Source organism: Kitasatospora sp. NPDC017646, assembly GCF_044329365.1.
Taxonomy (GTDB): Bacteria; Actinomycetota; Actinomycetes; order Streptomycetales; family Streptomycetaceae; genus Kitasatospora.
Genome location: NZ_JBIRJC010000076.1, coordinates 1 through 17,456, shown reverse-complemented (window position 1 = coordinate 17,456; position 17,456 = coordinate 1). Strand labels below are relative to the sequence as shown.

The 17,456-nt window shown below is 70.4% G+C and carries 17 protein-coding genes and 2 pseudogenes; 8 read left to right on the top strand and 11 right to left on the bottom strand.

The window, feature by feature from the left end; all coding sequences use genetic code 11:
• Positions 1-382 precede the first annotated feature (382 nt).
• Together ACH4J0_RS41250 and ACH4J0_RS41245 are read right to left on the bottom strand one after the other, a co-directional pair.
• Complete coding sequence (locus ACH4J0_RS41250) at positions 383-2,458, bottom strand: HEAT repeat domain-containing protein (RefSeq protein ID WP_396246345.1); 2,076 nt, start codon at positions 2,456-2,458, stop codon at positions 383-385.
• Positions 2,459-2,931: 473 nt separating this feature from the next.
• Entirely contained in the window at positions 2,932-4,041 is a 1,110-nt protein-coding gene (locus tag ACH4J0_RS41245; RefSeq protein WP_396246344.1) for an FAD-dependent monooxygenase, read from the bottom strand.
• A gap of 178 nt (positions 4,042-4,219) precedes the next feature.
• Between ACH4J0_RS41245 and ACH4J0_RS41240 the strand changes: the two genes are divergently transcribed.
• Entirely contained in the window at positions 4,220-5,167 is a 948-nt protein-coding gene (locus tag ACH4J0_RS41240) for a TetR/AcrR family transcriptional regulator C-terminal domain-containing protein (protein WP_396246342.1), read from the top strand.
• Positions 5,168-5,223: 56 nt separating this feature from the next.
• Here the strand turns inward: ACH4J0_RS41240 and ACH4J0_RS41235 are convergent, their stop codons facing one another.
• Positions 5,224-5,433 (bottom strand): hypothetical protein, encoded by a 210-nt coding sequence (locus ACH4J0_RS41235; protein ID WP_396246341.1) that lies wholly within the window; start codon positions 5,431-5,433, stop codon positions 5,224-5,226.
• A gap of 357 nt (positions 5,434-5,790) precedes the next feature.
• Positions 5,791-6,585 (bottom strand): alpha/beta fold hydrolase, encoded by a 795-nt coding sequence (locus tag ACH4J0_RS41230; protein WP_396246340.1) that lies wholly within the window; start codon positions 6,583-6,585, stop codon positions 5,791-5,793.
• A 61-nt stretch (positions 6,586-6,646) separates the two neighbouring features.
• On the opposite strand from ACH4J0_RS41230, the gene ACH4J0_RS41225 reads away from it, so the two are divergent.
• From ACH4J0_RS41225 to ACH4J0_RS41210, 4 genes and pseudogenes are all read left to right on the top strand, one after another.
• Positions 6,647-7,066 carry a MarR family winged helix-turn-helix transcriptional regulator gene (locus tag ACH4J0_RS41225; RefSeq protein WP_396246339.1) on the top strand — a complete coding sequence of 140 codons (420 nt, stop codon included), beginning with the start codon at positions 6,647-6,649 and terminating at the stop codon, positions 7,064-7,066.
• A 55-nt stretch (positions 7,067-7,121) separates the two neighbouring features.
• A pseudogene (locus ACH4J0_RS41220) lies at positions 7,122-7,583 on the top strand (integrase); the annotation flags it as partial.
• A 238-nt stretch (positions 7,584-7,821) separates the two neighbouring features.
• Positions 7,822-9,213, top strand: a complete 1,392-nt coding sequence (locus tag ACH4J0_RS41215; protein WP_396246338.1) for an MFS transporter — start codon at positions 7,822-7,824, stop codon at positions 9,211-9,213.
• 7 nt (positions 9,214-9,220) lie between these two features.
• The gene (locus tag ACH4J0_RS41210; RefSeq protein ID WP_396246337.1) at positions 9,221-9,649 is read left to right on the top strand and encodes a helicase associated domain-containing protein; all 429 of its coding nucleotides are present in this window, start codon (positions 9,221-9,223) and stop codon (positions 9,647-9,649) included.
• Here ACH4J0_RS41210 and ACH4J0_RS41205 read toward each other — a convergent pair.
• Positions 9,589-10,326, bottom strand: a complete 738-nt coding sequence (locus ACH4J0_RS41205) for an Ig-like domain-containing protein (RefSeq protein WP_396246336.1) — start codon at positions 10,324-10,326, stop codon at positions 9,589-9,591. The genes ACH4J0_RS41210 and ACH4J0_RS41205 overlap by 61 nt on opposite strands.
• On the opposite strand from ACH4J0_RS41205, the gene ACH4J0_RS41200 reads away from it, so the two are divergent.
• The gene (locus ACH4J0_RS41200; protein WP_396246335.1) at positions 10,313-10,681 is read left to right on the top strand and encodes a hypothetical protein; all 369 of its coding nucleotides are present in this window, start codon (positions 10,313-10,315) and stop codon (positions 10,679-10,681) included. The two genes, ACH4J0_RS41205 and ACH4J0_RS41200, sit on opposite strands and share 14 nt — an antisense overlap.
• A 559-nt stretch (positions 10,682-11,240) precedes the next feature.
• A complete protein-coding gene (locus ACH4J0_RS41195; RefSeq protein WP_396246334.1) occupies positions 11,241-12,899 on the top strand; it encodes a DUF4157 domain-containing protein in 1,659 nt (552 codons plus the stop codon).
• Between the two features lie 379 nt (positions 12,900-13,278).
• On the opposite strand, the gene ACH4J0_RS41190 is transcribed toward ACH4J0_RS41195, so the two are convergent.
• From ACH4J0_RS41190 to ACH4J0_RS41175, 4 genes are read right to left on the bottom strand one after another with little or no spacing between them, the layout of a single operon-like run.
• Positions 13,279-13,731 carry a protease inhibitor I42 family protein gene (locus ACH4J0_RS41190; RefSeq protein WP_396246333.1) on the bottom strand — a complete coding sequence of 151 codons (453 nt, stop codon included), beginning with the start codon at positions 13,729-13,731 and terminating at the stop codon, positions 13,279-13,281.
• Positions 13,728-14,132 (bottom strand): hypothetical protein, encoded by a 405-nt coding sequence (locus ACH4J0_RS41185; RefSeq protein WP_396246332.1) that lies wholly within the window; start codon positions 14,130-14,132, stop codon positions 13,728-13,730. Before ACH4J0_RS41185 ends, ACH4J0_RS41190 begins: the two co-directional genes overlap by 4 nt.
• Before the next feature lie 16 nt (positions 14,133-14,148).
• Positions 14,149-15,744 (bottom strand): peptidoglycan-binding protein, encoded by a 1,596-nt coding sequence (locus ACH4J0_RS41180; protein ID WP_396246331.1) that lies wholly within the window; start codon positions 15,742-15,744, stop codon positions 14,149-14,151.
• Positions 15,741-16,076, bottom strand: coding sequence for a hypothetical protein (locus ACH4J0_RS41175; RefSeq protein WP_396246330.1), 336 nt, complete (start codon positions 16,074-16,076; stop codon positions 15,741-15,743). The genes ACH4J0_RS41180 and ACH4J0_RS41175 overlap by 4 nt, the downstream gene beginning before the upstream one ends.
• A gap of 163 nt (positions 16,077-16,239) precedes the next feature.
• On the opposite strand from ACH4J0_RS41175, the gene ACH4J0_RS41170 reads away from it, so the two are divergent.
• Positions 16,240-16,482 carry a trypsin-like serine protease gene (locus ACH4J0_RS41170; protein WP_396246329.1) on the top strand — a complete coding sequence of 81 codons (243 nt, stop codon included), beginning with the start codon at positions 16,240-16,242 and terminating at the stop codon, positions 16,480-16,482.
• A gap of 34 nt (positions 16,483-16,516) precedes the next feature.
• On the opposite strand, the gene ACH4J0_RS41165 is transcribed toward ACH4J0_RS41170, so the two are convergent.
• Together ACH4J0_RS41165 and ACH4J0_RS41160 are read right to left on the bottom strand one after the other, a co-directional pair.
• Positions 16,517-16,894: a helix-turn-helix domain-containing protein gene (locus ACH4J0_RS41165; protein ID WP_396246328.1), complete on the bottom strand. Its 378-nt coding sequence runs from the start codon at positions 16,892-16,894 to the stop codon at positions 16,517-16,519.
• A 166-nt stretch (positions 16,895-17,060) separates the two neighbouring features.
• A pseudogene (locus ACH4J0_RS41160) lies at positions 17,061-17,456 on the bottom strand (hypothetical protein); the annotation flags it as partial.

Genomic DNA, 17,456 nt, shown 5'->3' with positions numbered 1-17,456 from the left:
CGTGGTCGTTCTGGCAGACCCACCACTGGTACTGAGCCGACCAATCGTCTCCTCCCCCCGTGCCTCGGGGTCGGACAGGGGCCACCGAGGTGACCACGAGGGCCTGTGCCCGCACGAACGTGCGGGCACAGGCCCTCGTGGTGTTTCCCTGCCGTCGGCATGTCGGCGAACCGCCGACCGGATCCTCCGTCAGCGCCGTGACCGGCCCCACCGTCGGCCCGTCACCGCACCGGCCGGACCGTGGACGGGCAGGCCTGGGCTTCCCTGTCAAGCCTGTGTGTCGCCCCCGTCGCCACCCGTGGCGCTCATCGGCGCAGTGGCGGAGCAGCCTGCGTGCAGTTCGAGCGTGACACCCACGACCCGCCCCTCACCTCCGCAGTCTCTAGGCCGGCCGCCCCATCAGGGTGCGGCAGGCCCGCTGGAGTTCCTCGTCGCCGGCCGCCGTCCCGAAGCGCCCGCCGCGACGTACCTGCGCCAGCTCCGATGCCACGCGGGGTAGAAGCGGGGCAGCGGCGAGGCCCATCCGCTCCAGGCAGGCCAGCACGTCGTTCGCCGTGTGGTGGTTGCTCTCCCACGCGGCCTCCAGCGCCTGGCAAACGGCTTCGGCCTCGGACTCACCGGCGATGCCCCACACCGCGGTGGCGGCCCGCACCCGGGTCCATGCCGACGTGGCGCCCAACAGGTCTTTCAACCGCGGCAGCGCAGCCGCGGCCGGTGGGCCGATCAACCCGAGGGCCTCGGCCGCCTCGTCGCGGCGGTAGGTGTCGAGCAGGGCGACCAGCCGGGGTACGACGTCGGCAGGGTTGGGGTCCAGTGCCCACAGCGCGCCTGTGGCCGCCGCCCGCAGATGGACGTCCTCGGCGTCGGCCAGCTGGCGCACCACCTCCAGGGCGGGCGCGGCGGCGGGGCCGAAGGAGGCGAGGTCCTTCAGGGCAGATGCAGCGTCGCGCCACTCCTTTCGCTGGACCGCCCCGTTGAGGGCATCAGTGATCGCAGGAACCGCAGCCGGGTCGGCCGCCTTGGCGAGAGCGGACAGCAGGGCGTTGTACTGCGTCCCGGCTCCCGGCGTCGACAGGTCGAACGCGCTCAGAAGTCGAACGAGTTGCGGCACCAGCTCGGCGGCAAGCGGTCCCAGGTGCATGGCGCCGTGCACTGCTCGCCAGGTGTCGGTGCCTCCGTCCAATGCTGTCCGCAGGCAGGACAGCGCACGCGGGTCACCGAGGCGGGCCAGCGCCAGCACGGCCAGCTGGTGTGCGCGACGCACCAGCGGGTGGGAACTGGCCCAGACGTTCGGCCCGTGGGCGGCGAGCTGTGCGGCCACATACGAGGCGAGGGCTTCCCGCGCTGGCTCGGCGGCGGGTGCCAGCGCGCCCAGGGCGTCGGCCGCGGCGGCGGCGGTGTACGGGTCTTCGAGCGTCAGGCAGTCGGCGAGGAGCAGGACGAGCCCGGTGTGGTCGCCCCGCCATCCACGGATCAGCTCACGGGTCATCCGGATCGCGTCGTAGCGGCTGCCCCGGTCCGGGCTGCGCAGCTGCTCGACGAGCAGCGCCGAACGCTCGGATACGCGGTCACCCAGCTCGCCGTGCAGGGTGCGCAGCAGCTCGGTGGTGGGGGCGTGCAGCAGGCTGTCGCGTTCCATGTCCTCGAACATGGCAACGATGTGCGGCGGGCCCTTCGGGGAGGGCTTGGGCCCGGTGTTCACCGCAGGGACCGAGGAGAACCCCGGTCTGATCCGTCGCAGCAGTCCGGCCACAGTCGGCACGGTGTCGTCGCGCAGCTCTGCCGGTACGCAGCGGGCGCGGTGGACGAGCGCGGCCAGCCGGATGTCGGGCTCCGCTGCCGCGTCATCGGCCAGCCCGTTGAGCCATGCCGTCGCGGCGGCCCGGGCCTGCGGCAGTCGCAGCGCCAGCTCGGCCATGGTGCGGATCACGGCCTGCCGCTCCTCCGTTCCGCACTCGGCCGGCAGCCGGTCGCGCAGCGCCCCCACGGCCTGGTCTGCGTCGTCGAGGAACAGGCCCAGTGCCTCGATCCCCGACTGGCGCACCTCCGGATCGGGGTCGGCCGAGTAGCCGAGGAAGGCAGCGGAACGTTCCCGCATGATCGCCAGGGCATCCACGTGGGCCGTCGACTCGCTGCCGTCCGGGGCGATGTAGACCTCGTCGCCGGCGTCGACGGCGTCGAGGGACTCACGTCCGATGCTGACCACCAACCGGACGATCCCGGCCCGGTCCGGGGTCCCGGGGTCGTCCGCCAGGGCGAAGAGGAACGGCAGGCTCGCCAGGGTGCACGGGTAGACGTCCCCCTGGTGGTGGACCGAGCCGACGAAGTCGCGCAGCGCGTTCCGCCGCACGTCGGGGTCGGCCGACGCCATCCCCCGCAGCCACACGGGTACTTCCGAGGCGGGGCCGTACGCGTGTCTCATCGACGCCCAGTCGACGCTGTCAAGTTCGTTACTCACCCGCACACCCTGGCAGACCCCACGGACACCCGGCCTCGGCAGGCTCGGGCGGCCACAGCGCCGGGGAGCCCGCCGGCCCCAGCGCCAGCGCGACCTCGCCGCCGAGATCATCCGCGGATACTCCGGCCACCTCCTCAACGGCGTCTACGAAGCAACGGCCTGACCTTCTCCGACCCGGACCGGCAGATCTGACCGGCCCGACCATCCCGCCACAGGCCCGTGACCTGCCACGGTTGACCGGTGGGCTCGTACTTTGAGGTGTCGCGTATGCGAGGCTGAAGCCAGCCAGTCATCACGTTGAGTGAGCATCTTCTGTCGCTGCTGCACTGGTGAAAGGGCGGGCTGTGCAGGCCAGCCGCAGCCCGCCCGAGGAATCGCCCTGCGACCAGCTAGGTGGGAGACGTCGGCCGGGGAGGCGGGTCCCACAGCGTGTCAGTCGGCGTCGGCGGTGGTGTTTGCGGCTGCCGGAGAAGTCAGTCGTCGAGTGCGATCGCGTTCTTGGCCCGCTCGACGGAGGCTTCGGCAGCCGGTCCGCCGGGATTCTCGGTGGCGAGTGCCTGGTTGAGCTCGACGAAGGGGCGCATGCGCTTGTCGTAGCAGGCGAATGCCGCGCGGTGGTCGCCGTCCGCCCGTCGCAGGGCGCCGGCCAGTACGTAGGCTCCCACGAGAGCGAGGCTGGTTCCCTGGCCGGACAGCGGAGAGGCGCAGTAGCCTGCGTCGCCGAGCAGGACGGTGCGGCCGTTCGACCAGCGGTTCATGTGGACCTGTGTCATCGCGTCGAAGTAGAAGTCGGGTGCCTTCCGCAGGGCCTTCAGCAGCCTCGGGGTCTCCCAGTGCAGCGTCGCCATCCGATCGGCGACGAACTGCTTGTGCTGTTCGGCGTCACGGTGGCCGACGGGAAGCGGTTCGCCTGCGAAGCCGAACGTGATCCTCATCTCGGTGTTGTCGCGTACCGGGTAGATGCCGTAGCCGGCCTCGCCGTCCCTGAGCCACAGCTGCCAGTTGTCCAGGGCGAGGAAGTTGTCCGCGCTGAAGATCGCCAGATGCATGCCCAGGTGGTGGGTGAACTGCTCCTCGGGTCCGAAGCTGAGCCGTCGCACGGCCGAGTGGAGGCCGTCGGCTCCCACGATCAGGTCGAAGGTCCGGGGGCGGCCGTGCTCGAAGGCGACCCGTACCCCGTCCTCGTCCTGGTCGAGCGCGGTGATGCGGTCTCCGAACACGAACTCGACGTCGGCGCCGGCTTGTTCGTGCAGGATGCGGACCAGGTCATCACGCAGGAGCTCGATGTCGTCGTTGGCGAGCCGTCCGCTGCTGAAGGTCGTCTCGGTGGAGCGGTGGATCTCCCTGCCGTCGCCGTCCAGCACCGACATGCCGCGCATCCGGGTACGGTGGGCTCGGGCTTGGTCCAGTAGCCCCATCCGCTCAGCGACATTGAGTGCGACGCCGCGGATGTCCACCGCCTGGCCGCCGGGCCGCAGGCCCGGTGCGTGTTCCACGACCGTCACGGCAACGCCGTCCCGGTGCAGCCAATGGGCGAGCGCGGTCCCGGCGACACCGGCGCCGGAGATCAGAACAGTCTTCATGCAAGCTCCTCCATACGCTGTACGCGCTCTGAATGTACGGCGTATGCACAGTGCTGCCAACTGCCCTTTTGCCCCTTCTGATCTAGGGCAACGGCGCTATTTCAGCCTTCCGCACTGGTAGGGTCTGAACTAGTACAGATTCGGTGAGCGCGAAAAAAGTTCTCCAGGAGCCGACAGCATGGCCTCGCAGTCCGACCCGCCGTTCCGGCGCATCGCCGACGAGATCGCCCGGCGCATCACCGAGGGCGCGCTCGCCCCAGGCGAGCGCGTGCCGTCGACACGCCAGGTCGCCCGTGAGTGGGGGGTCGCGCTCGCCACGGCCACGAAGGCCCTCACCGCGCTCCGCCTGGAAGGGCTGGTCGAGGCCCGTCCCCGGGTCGGTACCGTGGTGGCCGCCCCGGCGATGGTGGAGCACCGCGCCCCGTCCAAGCGCGGGTCTCCGCCCGTGGCCCTCTCCGATCACGAACTGAGCCGTGAGCGGATCGTCCGCGCCGCGGTGGACCTCGCGGACGGCGAGGGGCTGAGCGCGGTGTCGATGCGGAGCGTTGCCGCCAGGCTCGGTGTCGCCGCCATGTCCCCCTATCGGTACGTCAACAGCAAGGACGACCTGGTCCTGCTGATGGCGGACGCGGCGTTCGGCGAGGAGACCTACCCGGTCGAGCCACCACATGGATGGCGGGCCCGTCTGGAACTCGGTGCGCGGACCCTGTGGAGGATCCACCGCAGGCATCCCTGGCTCGCACAGGTCGGCTCCCTCACCCGCCCCCTGATGCTTCCGGCCCTGATGGTCCACGCGGAATGGGCGCTCGCCGCCCTCGACGGCCACGGTCTCGATCCGGAGACCATGCTCGACCTGCACGTCCTGCTCTACAGCTACATCCAAGGGATCGCCGTACACCTGGAACGGGAAGCCCAGGCCGAGGCCGCCACCGGCCTGTCCGAGGGCCAGTGGATGGACCATCAGGCCCCCGCCTTCGCGGCGATCACTGCGGCGACCCGCTACCCCGTATTCACCAGGATCGCCAGCAGCTGCAAGGACGGTTACGACCTCGACCTGGACACACTGTTCGAGTTCGGCCTCAAGCCGCTCCTCGACGGCATCGCCCTCGTCATCGAGGCTGTGTGACGGCGATGATGCGCCGCTCCACGGACGTCCGGTGATCCGCGGGGTCGGGACTGGTGTCACGACATGTGGTCGCCGGGGGCATAGCGGCTCCACGGAACTCCGACCTCGGTGGCGACGTAGGCGGTGGTGACTTCGGTGTAGCCGAGGGCCTTGGCGACGACCGGCGGCGGCGCGTGTTGGAGGTAGTACCGGAGGGCTGTTACTCGGGCGGATCCGGGGGAGGTGCCTGCTGCCTGTAGGTGTTCGCGGAGAGTGCCGGGGCTCATCGGCTTCCCGGCCTGGCGGCCGGGGAACAGCCGGCAGGCACTCCGGCGACTGGCATGGCGCAGTCGTCCGTCCGCCCGGAGATGCGCCCGGACGAGATCGGCGACGGGCTCGGGCAGCAGGAAGGAGGGCACCCCTACCGGGCGCGACCTGCCTGCCTGCGATCCCCGGAGCAGCCGTGGCTGGACCGCCGGCCGAGGGTCGCGTATTCGCATCGGATGCGATTGGCGATGTTTTCATGAATCGGTCTCAAATGAGGCACCGAAAGTAGTCGACCTGGTCGCCGAGAGCGGCCAGTTGCGTTGCGATTCCCCACTGGCGGCCAGTTGCTGGGGAGGAAACTGGCCGCCAACGGTCACTCACTGCTGATGGAACAGGTTGCTCGTCCGGCGCAGGTGGGCGTTGACCAGCGCGAAGGTGGCCTCGGGCTGTTCGATCTGCGGAAGGTGGCCGGCCTTGGGAATGACCTCGAGTCGGCCGTTGCCGAATGCGTCGGCGTACGCCGCGCCGTAGGCGGGGGTGACGATGCGGTCGCTCCTGCCCCAGAGCAGGAGGGCGGGTGCCTGGACTGGTCCGAGCCGGCGCAGCAGCGTGGGGTCATGCATGTACGGGTCGCCGGCGAGGATGCGCATGGTGGCCATGTTGCTCTGTCGGCGCGCGAGTTCTTCGGCTGGGACGTCGGCCGGGTCGAGGTAGTACCGGTCTGAGTCGTGCCAGGAGTGCTCCGCGACGCCGCGGGCGTCAAGGGCGAAGAAGTCGGTGATCGGTTCCGTCTCGACCTGTACGCCGACGGCGTCGATCAGGACAAGGCCTGTGATCATTCCCGCGCTGTCGCGTACGGCCATCTCGGCGGCTATCCAGCCGCCGAGCGAGGAGCCAACGACGAGAACGTCGCGCAGTCCGCGTTCGCGCAGGTGGTGGAGGTAGGCGAGGGCGAGGTCGTCGATGCCGGTGAGCCATGCGGGGCGGTGGGTGCCGTCCCAGCCAGGGTGTACGGGCGTGATGGTGTGTGCGATGCGGGAGAGGTGTTGGGCGAGGCCGGCGACTGTGGCGCGGCCTCCGCCGCCGTGCAGGATGAGGACCGGCCTGCCGGTTCCGGCCTCGTTCAGCGTGAGGGACAGGTCGGCGTACATGGCTGATGCGTCTGTGGGCATGCCCCTAGAGTAACTAAACATCTTTAAATAAGATAGCTTGGTTGTGACGTAGACTGGCTTCATGCATAGTGAGCTGCAAGAACTCGGCAGAGCGGTGAAACAAGCCCAGTACCGACAGCACCGGGCCCTCGACAGTGCGCTCTCCGCCATCGGCACGACGCTGGCCCAGTGGGACGCACTGCGGGCGATCAGCCGCTCACCCGGGGCATCAGCCCGCGAGCTGGCCGCAGCGACATTTCAGACCGAGCAAGCCTTCGGAACTCTCGCCGGCCGCCTCACAGCCCAGGCCCTCGTCGAGCGCCGACCGGGACACGGGCGGCGTATCGAGCACCATCTCACGCCCGTCGGCGAGCAGGTACTGGCGGCCGGCCACACGGTTGCCGACAAGGTGCTCGCCGACTGCTTCTCGGCTTTGCCCGATGCGGACCGCGCAACTCTGCTCGACCTACTTCAGCGCCTCACCGCAGAACGAGACACGTAGACCCGCCGCAGGCGCACCTCATGCGTTTTCCCACCCTTGGCCACCCGCTGAGCGCGTGCCGAAGCGTCGCGGGCGCCCGCCCACCGTCCGCTCGATCCGTGTCCTGGTCCTGCGCCTGGGCCCGCGAAAACAGCTCGGGGGGCTACCGCGGGATCCACGGCGAACTCGCCGCGCTCGGGATCAAGGTCGCCGCCTCCACCGTCTGGGAGATCCTCCGCGAGCACGGCATCCCACCGCGCCCGAACGGCAATACACGGGCTGGGCCGACTTCCCGCGCAGCCGGGCCGATGCCCTGCTCGCCCGCGATCCCCTCGTGGTCCGCACGCCGGCCGGGGCACGCCTGTACGTCTTCGCCGTCATCGAGCACGCCACCCGCAGGGGCCCGGTCCTGGGCACCACCGCACACCCGACCGCGGACTGGACCGTGCGGCTCGGACGCAACCTCCTCATGGACCTCGAGGACGCCGGCAGCAGGGCCGGGTTCCTGATCCGCGACCGCGACTCCGGGTTCACCGCCTATCCGGCACCCGCAATGCCCGGCGCGTGGCGCGGGATGACCGGCATGGGGAACGCGGAGGGCGCACCAGCGACGACACCACCCTCTTCACGATCGAGTGGCACGGGGGCGCCGCCGACCACCTCGCCGAACTCGGCTCAGGAGCCGGACCCAGCCTGGCACTGCCAGTGGTAGGCAGGCCGGGGGTAGGCACAGCCGGGTTCTGGCTGGTCAGCACCGGTCGTACCAGGCTGGGACCATGACAACCGATGCCGCCGTCACGACGGCTCCGTCGGCCTCCGTCCGCATGACCGGCCGCCAGCTCACGGCCCTGGTGGTGCTGCTGGCCTCCCAGTTCATGATGGCAGCCGACTTCTCGATCCTGAACGTGACGCTGCCCCGGGTCGGTGTGGACCTCGGCTTCACGGCCGGGAACCTGCAGTGGATCAGCACGATGTTCGCGCTCTGCGCGGCCGGCTGCACCCTGGTCTTCGGCCGGGTCGGCGACTACCTCGGCCGGCGCCGGATCTTCGTCGCCGGCATGGTGGTGCTCGCGGTCGCCTCGCTGATCGGCGGCATCGCCACCTCCCCGGCGCTGCTGCTGGTGGCCCGTACGCTCCAGGGCCTGGCCACCGCGGCCATCACCCCGGCCGCGATGGCGCTGCTGACCACCGCCTTCACCGAGCCCGAGATGCGCACCAAGGCGCTGGGGCTGAACGGCGTCATGATGAGCTCCGGCTTCACCGTCGGCTCGATCCTCGGCGGCGTCCTCACCGCGCTGCTCTCCTGGCGCTGGGCCTTCTTCATCAACACCCCGGTCGCCGTGGCCGCCGTGATCGTGGTCCCGGTCGTCGTGGAGAGCCGCGCCGAGACCCGCGACCGCCCCGACCTGCCGGGCGCCCTGCTGATCACCGCCGGCCTGTTCTCCGGCATCTTCGGCATCACCCGGGCCGCCGAGTCCGGCCCGGACGCCCTCGCGATCGGCACCCTGGTGGCCGGGGCCGTGCTGCTCGCCGTGTTCTGGGTGGTCGAGGGCCGTACCGAGGGCGCGCTGGTGCCGGTGCGCATCCTGCGTCTGCCGGACGTCGCCCTGAGCAACCTCGGCGCGCTGTTCATCTTCGGCGGCGAGACCGCGATGATCTTCCGTGTGACACTAAGGAGCGTGGAAAAACCAGTGAACACCGACCTGGGTGGCTACCTCAAGCGGATGCGCGAGCGGGTCCAGCCGGAGGAGATCGGGCTGGCGGTGCGTGGTGCGCGCCGGGTGCCCGGCCTGCGGCGCGAGGAGGTGGCGGCGCTCGCCGGGGTGAGTCCCACGTACTACACGCGGCTGGAGCAGTCCCAGACCGCACACGCCTCGCCGGCCATCCTGGTCGCGATCGCACGCGCCCTGGACCTCAGCCCGGACGAGGAGGAGTACCTGCTGAAGGTGGGCACTCCGGTGACCGAGCGGGAGCTTCCGGCCCGCCGGGTCGACCAGATCAGCCCGTACACCCGGATGCTGGTCGACTCCCTCGGGAACGCGGCGGTGGCGGTGCTCAACTACCGCTGCGACATCCTCGGCTGGAACTCGCTCTACCAGCGGCTGTTCGCTCCGCACCTCGACTTCGACGCGCCGAAGGACGCGACGGTGCGGTGCCTCGGCCGCTGAAGGCGAGGTGGCCGAGGCCGGGGCGGGCGAGCAGCCGCCAGCGGCGGATCAGTGGCAGCACATGCACGCGGTTGCCGCGGTGTTTCACCTGCAGCACGGCCACCTCGACCCCACTGACAGGACCCGCCACGCGGAGCTGATCTCCTGGCTCGACCGCCAGCGCTACCTGATCGGCCAGGGCCTCCTCGATGCCGCGCGCGTCTCGGAGCTGGACGCGCTCTGCATGGTCTGGTCCGAGCACGCGAACGCCTGGGAGCACGGCTACGCCTATGCCCGCGCCTGGGTTGCCCGCCACGGCCATCCAGCCATCCCGGCTGCCGCGAAGCTGGACGGCTACGCGGCGGGGGACGGTCTTCGAGCGCGGATGTTGGGTGCTCAGTGCTGGAGGGCGCTGCCGGCCGTCCACTGGGCCCAGGTCAGGTTGAAGTCGGCGTAACCGTTCTGCGGGTCGGCCTTGGCCCGCGAGGTACCGGTCACGGTGACCGGGTCGCCCGGCTGAACGTAGTTGTAGAACCACTCGGCGTTCGACATCGACAGGTGGATGCAACCGTGTGAGCCCTCGCCGCGGCCCGGGTTCGGGTCACCGGTGGAGTAGTGCACATAGGTGCCCGTGTCGGTCAGGTGGACGTCCCAGGGCAGCGTCAGGTCATAGAAGTTCGGGTTGTTCTTGTCGCAGGTGATACCCACGCTGCAGGAAGTCATCCGGACCTCGGGCTGCTTGTCCAGCACCGCCATGGTGCCGCCCCAGGTCGGGAAGGTCGAGCTGCCCGCGTCGATCGGCATGGTCTTCACCAGCGCCCCGTCGCGGTAGACCTGCATGGTGTGGTCGGGCACGGAAACCTTCGTCTCCGTGTCCGCGCCGATGGTGAAGCCGTGGTGGTAGGTACGGGTGCCGACACGCCCGTTGCCGTCGCTCACCCCGGTCAGGTCGGCGTCCACGCTGACCTTGGTGCCGGAGGGCCAGAAGTTCTGCGGCCGCCAGTCCACCCGGGTATCGCTGAACCAGTGCCAGGCCCCGGTCACCGGCACCGAGGTGGTCACCTTCAGCTGCTGCTCCACAGTGGCCCGGGCCGAGGTGGCCACCGCTTTGCTGAACACGATGGAGACCGGCATTGCCACACCGACGGTGCTGCCATCGACGGGACTGAAAGTGTCCATCTGTATCGGCGGGGCGGACGGCGACGGGCTGGCGCTGGCACTGGCGCTGGCCGAGGCAGTGGCACCGGCACCGGCCGAGGCGGTCGAAGTCGTCCCATCGGCCTGCGCGCTGGGCGCCGAGGGGACGGCCGAAGCCGACGCTCCGCCGCTGCACCCGCTGACGCTGGCCAGCACCCCTCCGGCCAGAACCGCGATTCCGATGCTGTTCTTGATCCGCCCCATGACCCCTGCTCCGCTCACACCGATTCACCAGACCCTCAGATATCCACACAGACCCCGAATCCGTGGACACGGTTGCGCCAACAGATAAGGAACGGAAGTCCGTTGCAGGACTATGACAATGTGGGGAACGCGTCAGCTCGCCGCCCGCCAGGCGGAGGTCCAGGCGGCCGGGTGCGGCTCGGCGGGCCGGCCGCGCGCGGCGGCGGCGCGCCCGGGGCTGCGGGCGGGGTGGGCACTGTGACCGACTGGGAGACCGAGGTCGAGTCCCTACTGCTGGGCGGCCGGCGCACGGTGCGCCCGGACGGTGTGTGGCGGGCCCCGGAGATCGGGGTACCGGTGCTGATGGTGGCGGTCGACCGTTCGACGATGTCGCGGCTGGCGCGAGTACGACGACGCCGTACCGGTCGTCCCGGGACACCGCCCGGATCGGCCCTGCCGGCTCGGGAACGCGCGCCTGGCTGGTCCGGCGTGGTGGTTCCCGTCGACCGCGCCGGGAGCTCCACATCCTGCTGCCGTGCCGCCCGTACGGAAGTGCCGCGGGAGACCGTCGCAGAGACCCCCGACTCTGCCCTGAAGTACCTTCCGCCGCGCCGCAGCCGTCGGGTTGAGTGGGACGTTGCCGACGATCCCAGGAGGGGCGGAGCCCGATGCGCAAGCGGGAGAACGAGGAAGCCACCAGGGCCAAGGCCGGTCGGGAGGCGAGGCACGCGGCCGCCCAGGCCGGGCACCCCCGGTCAAGACTGCTCGTCCTCCAGGCCACCGTGGGCAACGCGGCGGTCGTCCAGATGCTCCGCCGGACCGGCCACGGCCCGGACGAAAAGGAACACCGGCACGGGGACGGCTACGGCCACGAGGGTCCCGCCGTCCAGCGTGCCGCGGCCCCGGCCATTCAGCGCTCCTCCGTCCACAATGTCCTGCGCAGCCCCGGCCGGCCTCTGGACCGGGCCACCCGTACGGACATGGAATCCCGCCTCGGCGCCGACTTCTCCGACGTACGCATCCACACCGGCGGCGCCGCGAAGGCCTCCGCCGCCGAGGTCGGCGCGCGTGCCTACACCTCCGGCAACGACATCGTGATCGGCGAGGGCGGGGGCGACGCGCACACCCTCGCCCACGAGCTCACCCATGTCATCCAGCAGCGCCAGGGACCGGTCAGTGGTACCGACAACGGCAACGGGCTGAAGGTCTCCGACCCCTCCGACCGCTTCGAGCGCGAGGCCGAGGCCAACGCCCGCGCGGTGATGAGCCGTCCGGCCCCCCAGGCCTCCTCCGACGTGCAGCGTTCGGCCGGCCCCGAGACCGGGACGGCCGGTGCGGCGGAGGCATCCGTGCAGCGCACCCTCGCGGCGGGCCTCCCGGAGGGGACCCGGGTCGTCAAGCACACGGACGAGGGGGACGTCGAGGGGCAGACGATCCTCAGTTTCGGCTTTGGGTCCTATCTGATCTCCGCGGGCGCGGACGGCAAAAAGCCCCGGGCGTCCCTCAAGGACAAGTCGTGGGGGACGGTCGAGCAGCGGGAGGCGTCCCGCGCGGAGTACGAAGCGGCTCGTGCCCTGGAGTTGGACCCGTCGGTCCTCGCGGCCAAGCAGAAGCAGAAGGATCTCGACCTCGGCGAGAACTACCTCAGCTCCGACTACCGCCGGATCAACCCGCTCCTTGCGGCCCTCGGGCAGGTCGGCTTCACCCCCGGCGAGATCGCCACCCCCGGTTTCTCCTACAAGTCGAAGGAGAGCGAGGTGCTCGACGCGTGGCGCAGTGTCGCCATGGCGCGGGGCTACGCAGACGAGCAGACCACGGGGGCGTGGGACGAGAAGCACCTCGCGGACACCTTCGACATCTTCGCCCGGATCAACGGCGTGTGGGACGACTTCACGACGCCTCGCGCGAACGAGGAAGGCAACGTGGTACGGGGCGACAGCAAGCACGTATACGAGTCGTTCGGCGGCATCCTCAAGCAGCAGGAGAGCCATCCGGACGGCGGCTACGTCTCGGTCGACCAGACGATCGAGTGGCCGGCGATCCTGTCGACCACGTACGGCGATCCGTTGACTCACACGTACGTGGCCGGCAAGGAGATCGTCTGGGAGTTCAGCCTCCCGGAGGACCACCGGGGAAGGGCACTCGGTAGGAACAACCAGTCCGAGGAGGAGATGACCTTCCCCATCGGCACCAAGATCCACATCAGCCAAATCCTCGTGCGGAGCGGCGATTTCCGGCAGGAACGGTCGGCGAAGTACGGCGAGAGCGCGGTCGTGATCGTCTTCGCCGACATTCTGGCGGGACAAGGACCGACTCGAGGGGCCTAAAACGCCTACCAGGCCACCCCGAGGGCTTCCCGGCGCAGCGCCCGCCCGGCGCCGGTGGAGTGGCTGCGGATCGACGCCCACCGGCACGCGGCGCGGGGGTCAGGGCCGAACCGCGGCCGCCGAGGCGAAGCGGCGCGGTGCCTGGCGGCGCTCTCCGGTCCGGCGAAGGCCTGGGCCGATGTCCGGGTGCCGCGCCGGGCGACGACGACCGTACGCGTGCACCCGGAAGGCCGACTCGAACTGCACTGCACCGTCACGGGGCCCAGGGCCGGCCCATCCCACGGCCGACGACTACCTCCACCGCCTGCGGGAGCGTTACAGCCGGCCTTAGGCGGTGGGGACAGCGGCAGTCGTCCTCACTACGTCGCGGCTCCGGTGTTCAGCGCACCTCGACGGTGTAGTGCCGCTCGCCCTGGTCCGAGCCGCCCGCGCCGTCGGTGTGGTTGGGGTTGTGCAGGGTGATGGTCGCCCGGCCGGGGTTGGGGCCGGCCCGGAAGACGAAGTAGTAGCGGCCGCCGGAGCCGGCCGAACCGGTGGCGCCGACCAGGTCCTTGAGGCCGAAGTTCTTGACGTACTCGTCACCCACGGTCTGGACCACGGCCGGGTCGGGAGCCGGGTCGGCCACGCTCCAGACCTGGCCGGTGACCCGGTGGGCGCTGACCTCGACTGAGAACAACTGGCCCGGTTTCACGGCCAGTTCACCGGAGTCCCCGGTGAACACCGTGCCATGGTCGAGCTTGCCGGTGGTCATCCTGTGGACCACCACCGCCCCCACCACGCCCGCGACGGCCAGCAGCGCGAGCGCCGCGACCAGGATCCGACGCCAGTTCACGCGCTCGCCTCCCGGTGGGTGACCCGCAAGGCCAGCACGGCGGCGACCGCGTCGAGCCAGCGGGCGACCAGGAGGTCCCCGCTGGCGTCCCCGGCGACCGTCGCGGCCGCCTCCAGCCAGCCGCGCGCCACCCCCGCAGCCAGGCCGGGCAGCGGCTCCGGCAGTCCGACCGCGAAGCGGGTGCCGCCGGAGCGGACCACCTCGCCGAGGAAGACCAGGGCGCGAGGCATGACGCCGAGCCGGTCGACGGTGATCGCGGCGGCCACCGCGCCCTCGCCGAACAGCGTCGAGCGGTGCGGCCCCGCGGCGGGCAGGCCGAAGCGCAGCAGGACCTCGACGTCCAGCTCGGCCAGGCGGGCGTCGCTCAACGACTGCGGAGTCGGTCGGGGGGAAGTGCTCACGTGCTCACCTTGGGCCTCACTGGGGCATCTGGACGTGGTCGGCGATCGGCATGTTGCCGCCCTGCGCCGCGCCCTCCATGTGATTGTTGACGAAGTCGTTCTCGCTCACCCAGACGGTGTAGCCCCAGGGATTGTAGATCTCCAGCTGGTCGCCGCGGTGGCCGATGATCATCATCTGGTGGCCGTCCGGACGGAACCAGGTGTCCTCCTTGACCCCGACCGGCACCGGCTTGCCCTGGTCCACTGCCGACTCGACCTGGGCCAGCACGTCCCTGCGCTGTTCCGGGCCCTCCAGGTCGACGGTGTGGTAGCCCGCTCCGGTGTGCTTGCCGATCTCGTCGTTGGCGGCGTCCTTGGATTCGCCGTCGCTCATCCCGTCCTGCCACCCGTTCCACCAGTTCTTGCTGTCGTAGACGCGGTCGGCTTCCTTGAGCCAACGGTCGTACGCGGCCTGGCCGTTGTCGTACTTCGGGTCACCGGGACGGCCGCCGGTGGTGAGCTGCAGCGAGTAGAGCGGGTCGACCATCGCCCGGGCGGTGACGGTCGAGGCGGCCACACAGGTCGGCTTGTCGCCCTGGTTCCACGCCACGCCCTGGTAGGCGGTGTTCGACTGGTTGGTGGAGGAGGAGTCGATCTGCACCGGCGAGAGGCGCTGTGCCAGCCAGGCCGGGTCGTCGCCGTGCCCGTGGATCTGATCGTCGAAGGCCTTGACCTCGTCGTAACTGTGTCCGGCGGCCAGCGCCTTCATCAGGTAGGCGCGCTCCTCGGGGGACTTGCTGCCGGCCAGCAGCTGGTCGAAGCGGGCCCGATCGGCGTCGCTCATCTTGTCCATGAACTGGCCGGCCCGGGTCACGTCGTTGGCCGTGAGGATCGTGCCGAACTGGTCGCTGCCGGCGACCTCCGCGTCCGCGACGACCAGCTTGTCGGCGGCGCCGAGGCCCTTGTTCTTGAAGCGGGCGGCCAGCGCCTTGTCCGCCAGCGCGTGCAGTTCCCGGGCGGCGGCCCGGCCGGCCTCCTCGGCCTTCACCGCGGCGTCATAGATCGACTTGATGCCCTCCTTCGCCTTGGCGTGGGCGCGGTGCATCTTGTCGTCGTCCCAGTGGACCAGGTCCGGCCCGTCGCTGAAGGTGATGTCGTGCAGCAGGCTCAGCGCCTTGCTCAGCGGCGCGTGGCCCTGCCCGTGCAGGGACTGCGCCTCGCTGAGCGCGGAGGCCAGCGCCTTGAGCTGGTCCCGGCCCTTGCCCAGGATCTCGTGGCAGCGCCCGAGGTCGTCGGCGGAGGCCTTGACCACCTCGGCGGCCTTCTCCCCGACCTGCCCGGTCCAGGCATCCGGCAGGTGCTGGGCGCCCACCCGCGCCACCTTCATCTGCACCGTGTCCAGTTGGGAGACGGCGGTGTTGTAGGCAGCGGCGAGCTGGCCGAGCTTGTCCGCGTCGCCCTTGGGCGCGGGCAGCTGGAGGGCGTCGTGCACCGCGTACTTGAGGTCGCCGGCGCCCCACATGCCGTGGGACTCGTCGATGGTCTTCTTCAGCCCCTCGACCTTCTCCCGCAGGGAGCGTTGGTCGACGCCGAGCGGGTTGAGCGGGTCCATGCCGTGATCGGGCACCGTCACGCCCCCTGGTGCTGGTACTGGTACTGCTGGCTGACGCCGTGATCGGTGTTGGTGTAGTTGGCCGCGGTGGTGTGGACCTTGCCGCCGAGGTCGTTCAGGGCGTCCACGTTCACGCCCAGTTCGTCCTGCCAGGCCTGCCAGAACGCCTTGGCGGCGTCACTCGCCCCGTATTCGCCGAACGTGTCCTCACCGGACATGCCGAGCTTGCCCAGTGTGTCCTTCACCGAGCCCACGTCCGTACTCGCCGCTATCAGCTGGTCACCCGCGTCCCCGAGCTTGTCGGGGTGGGCACTGAACCCCACCCCGACGTCGCCCTTGTCGCCGCCGCTCATGCGTCTCCCCCGATGTCCCGGTCGCCCCCTCTGTGGGGCGGCGGTCAGTATAGGGGCAGTTCTGCCGCCCGATCAGGCCCTGATCAGCGGTTTGGACAGGTGATCGCACAACCCGCCCGATCTGCGCGGAACGATCACAACGTGATGCCGCCGAATGGTACGAGTGCATCTCCCCGGGCGGCAGTTGCAGCCGGGCCGCGCGGACGTCGCGCCGCACGCCCGGATCGTCGGCGGCGACGAGGTCGCCGACGACGCGTGTCCGTTCATGGCGGCGCTGCTGCATCATCGCGCTGGCTCCGACCACGACAACCAGTTCTGCGGCGGCAGCCTCATCGATGAGAAGTGGGTGCTGACCGCCGCCCACTGCCAGCGGTGGGCCCGGCAGGTCCCGGGGGAGGACGCGTGAGCCGTCGACGGAGACACGGCACGCTTTCGAGCGATCACCTTCCGCGAGAATGCCGACACCGTTGGTCCGCAGAGGGCAGGCTGGGCGCGGTGGGTGCGACCTGGAGAGTGCTGTGGACTGTGCGGTGGTGGCTGGGTGTCGTCCCGTAGTGGTCCAGGAACACCTGTCTCATCGTCTCGGCGGAGCTGAACCCGCAGCGCCTCGCGACTGAAGCCATCGGTAGCGCTGTGGAGGCGAGGAGTTGTGCGGCTGCTTCGGCCCGGGCGGTGCGTACGAACTGGGCTGGTGTCCGTCCGAGTTGGTCGAGGAACAGCCGGGACAGATGGACGTACTGCACCGACTGGTGCGGCCGCCGGACCCCGGGGCTGCGCCTTCGGGGGTGGCTTCCCGGCCGGCTGCCGGGCCTGGCCATCGCCGCTTGACCGCACCGCGTCCCACGCCGCGACGGCGCGCGGCCGAGACGGCGTAGGACGCGGAGCCGCTCTCCCGACGCGCCCGGCATCCGTCGAGAGGCGTTTCACCACAGGGTGTCCTGCCAGGCCGTCAGGGCTTTCACAGGTGCATGGGCCCGCCCCTGCTCAGTCGTTCTGGTAGAAGCCGAACATGTCGACGATCAAGTCGCTGGTGCCGCCGGCCGCGTTCCAGAAATCGATGATGCCGTTGGCGCCCGTCGGCGCCTGGACCAGGTTGGGAACCGTCCCGCCGGCCGTCCAGTTCAGTGAGGACACCGACGGTGGCGACAGCTTCGAGGCGTAGTTCCCCTGGTAGGCGGTCAGTGTGTTCGGGTCGGGGGCGACGCTCAGGTGACCGTCCGACGTGGTGTCGGTCATCGTCGCGTTCAGCGCGAACGCGGTGATGCCGGGCTGGCCGGACGACAGTGGCATGTAGACGTAGTTCCAGGGGTCGACCGGGCCGTACTGCCACGTGGTGGTGTCACGGGTGTCCAGCAGGCGCGTCGGCGCGACCGGCAGATA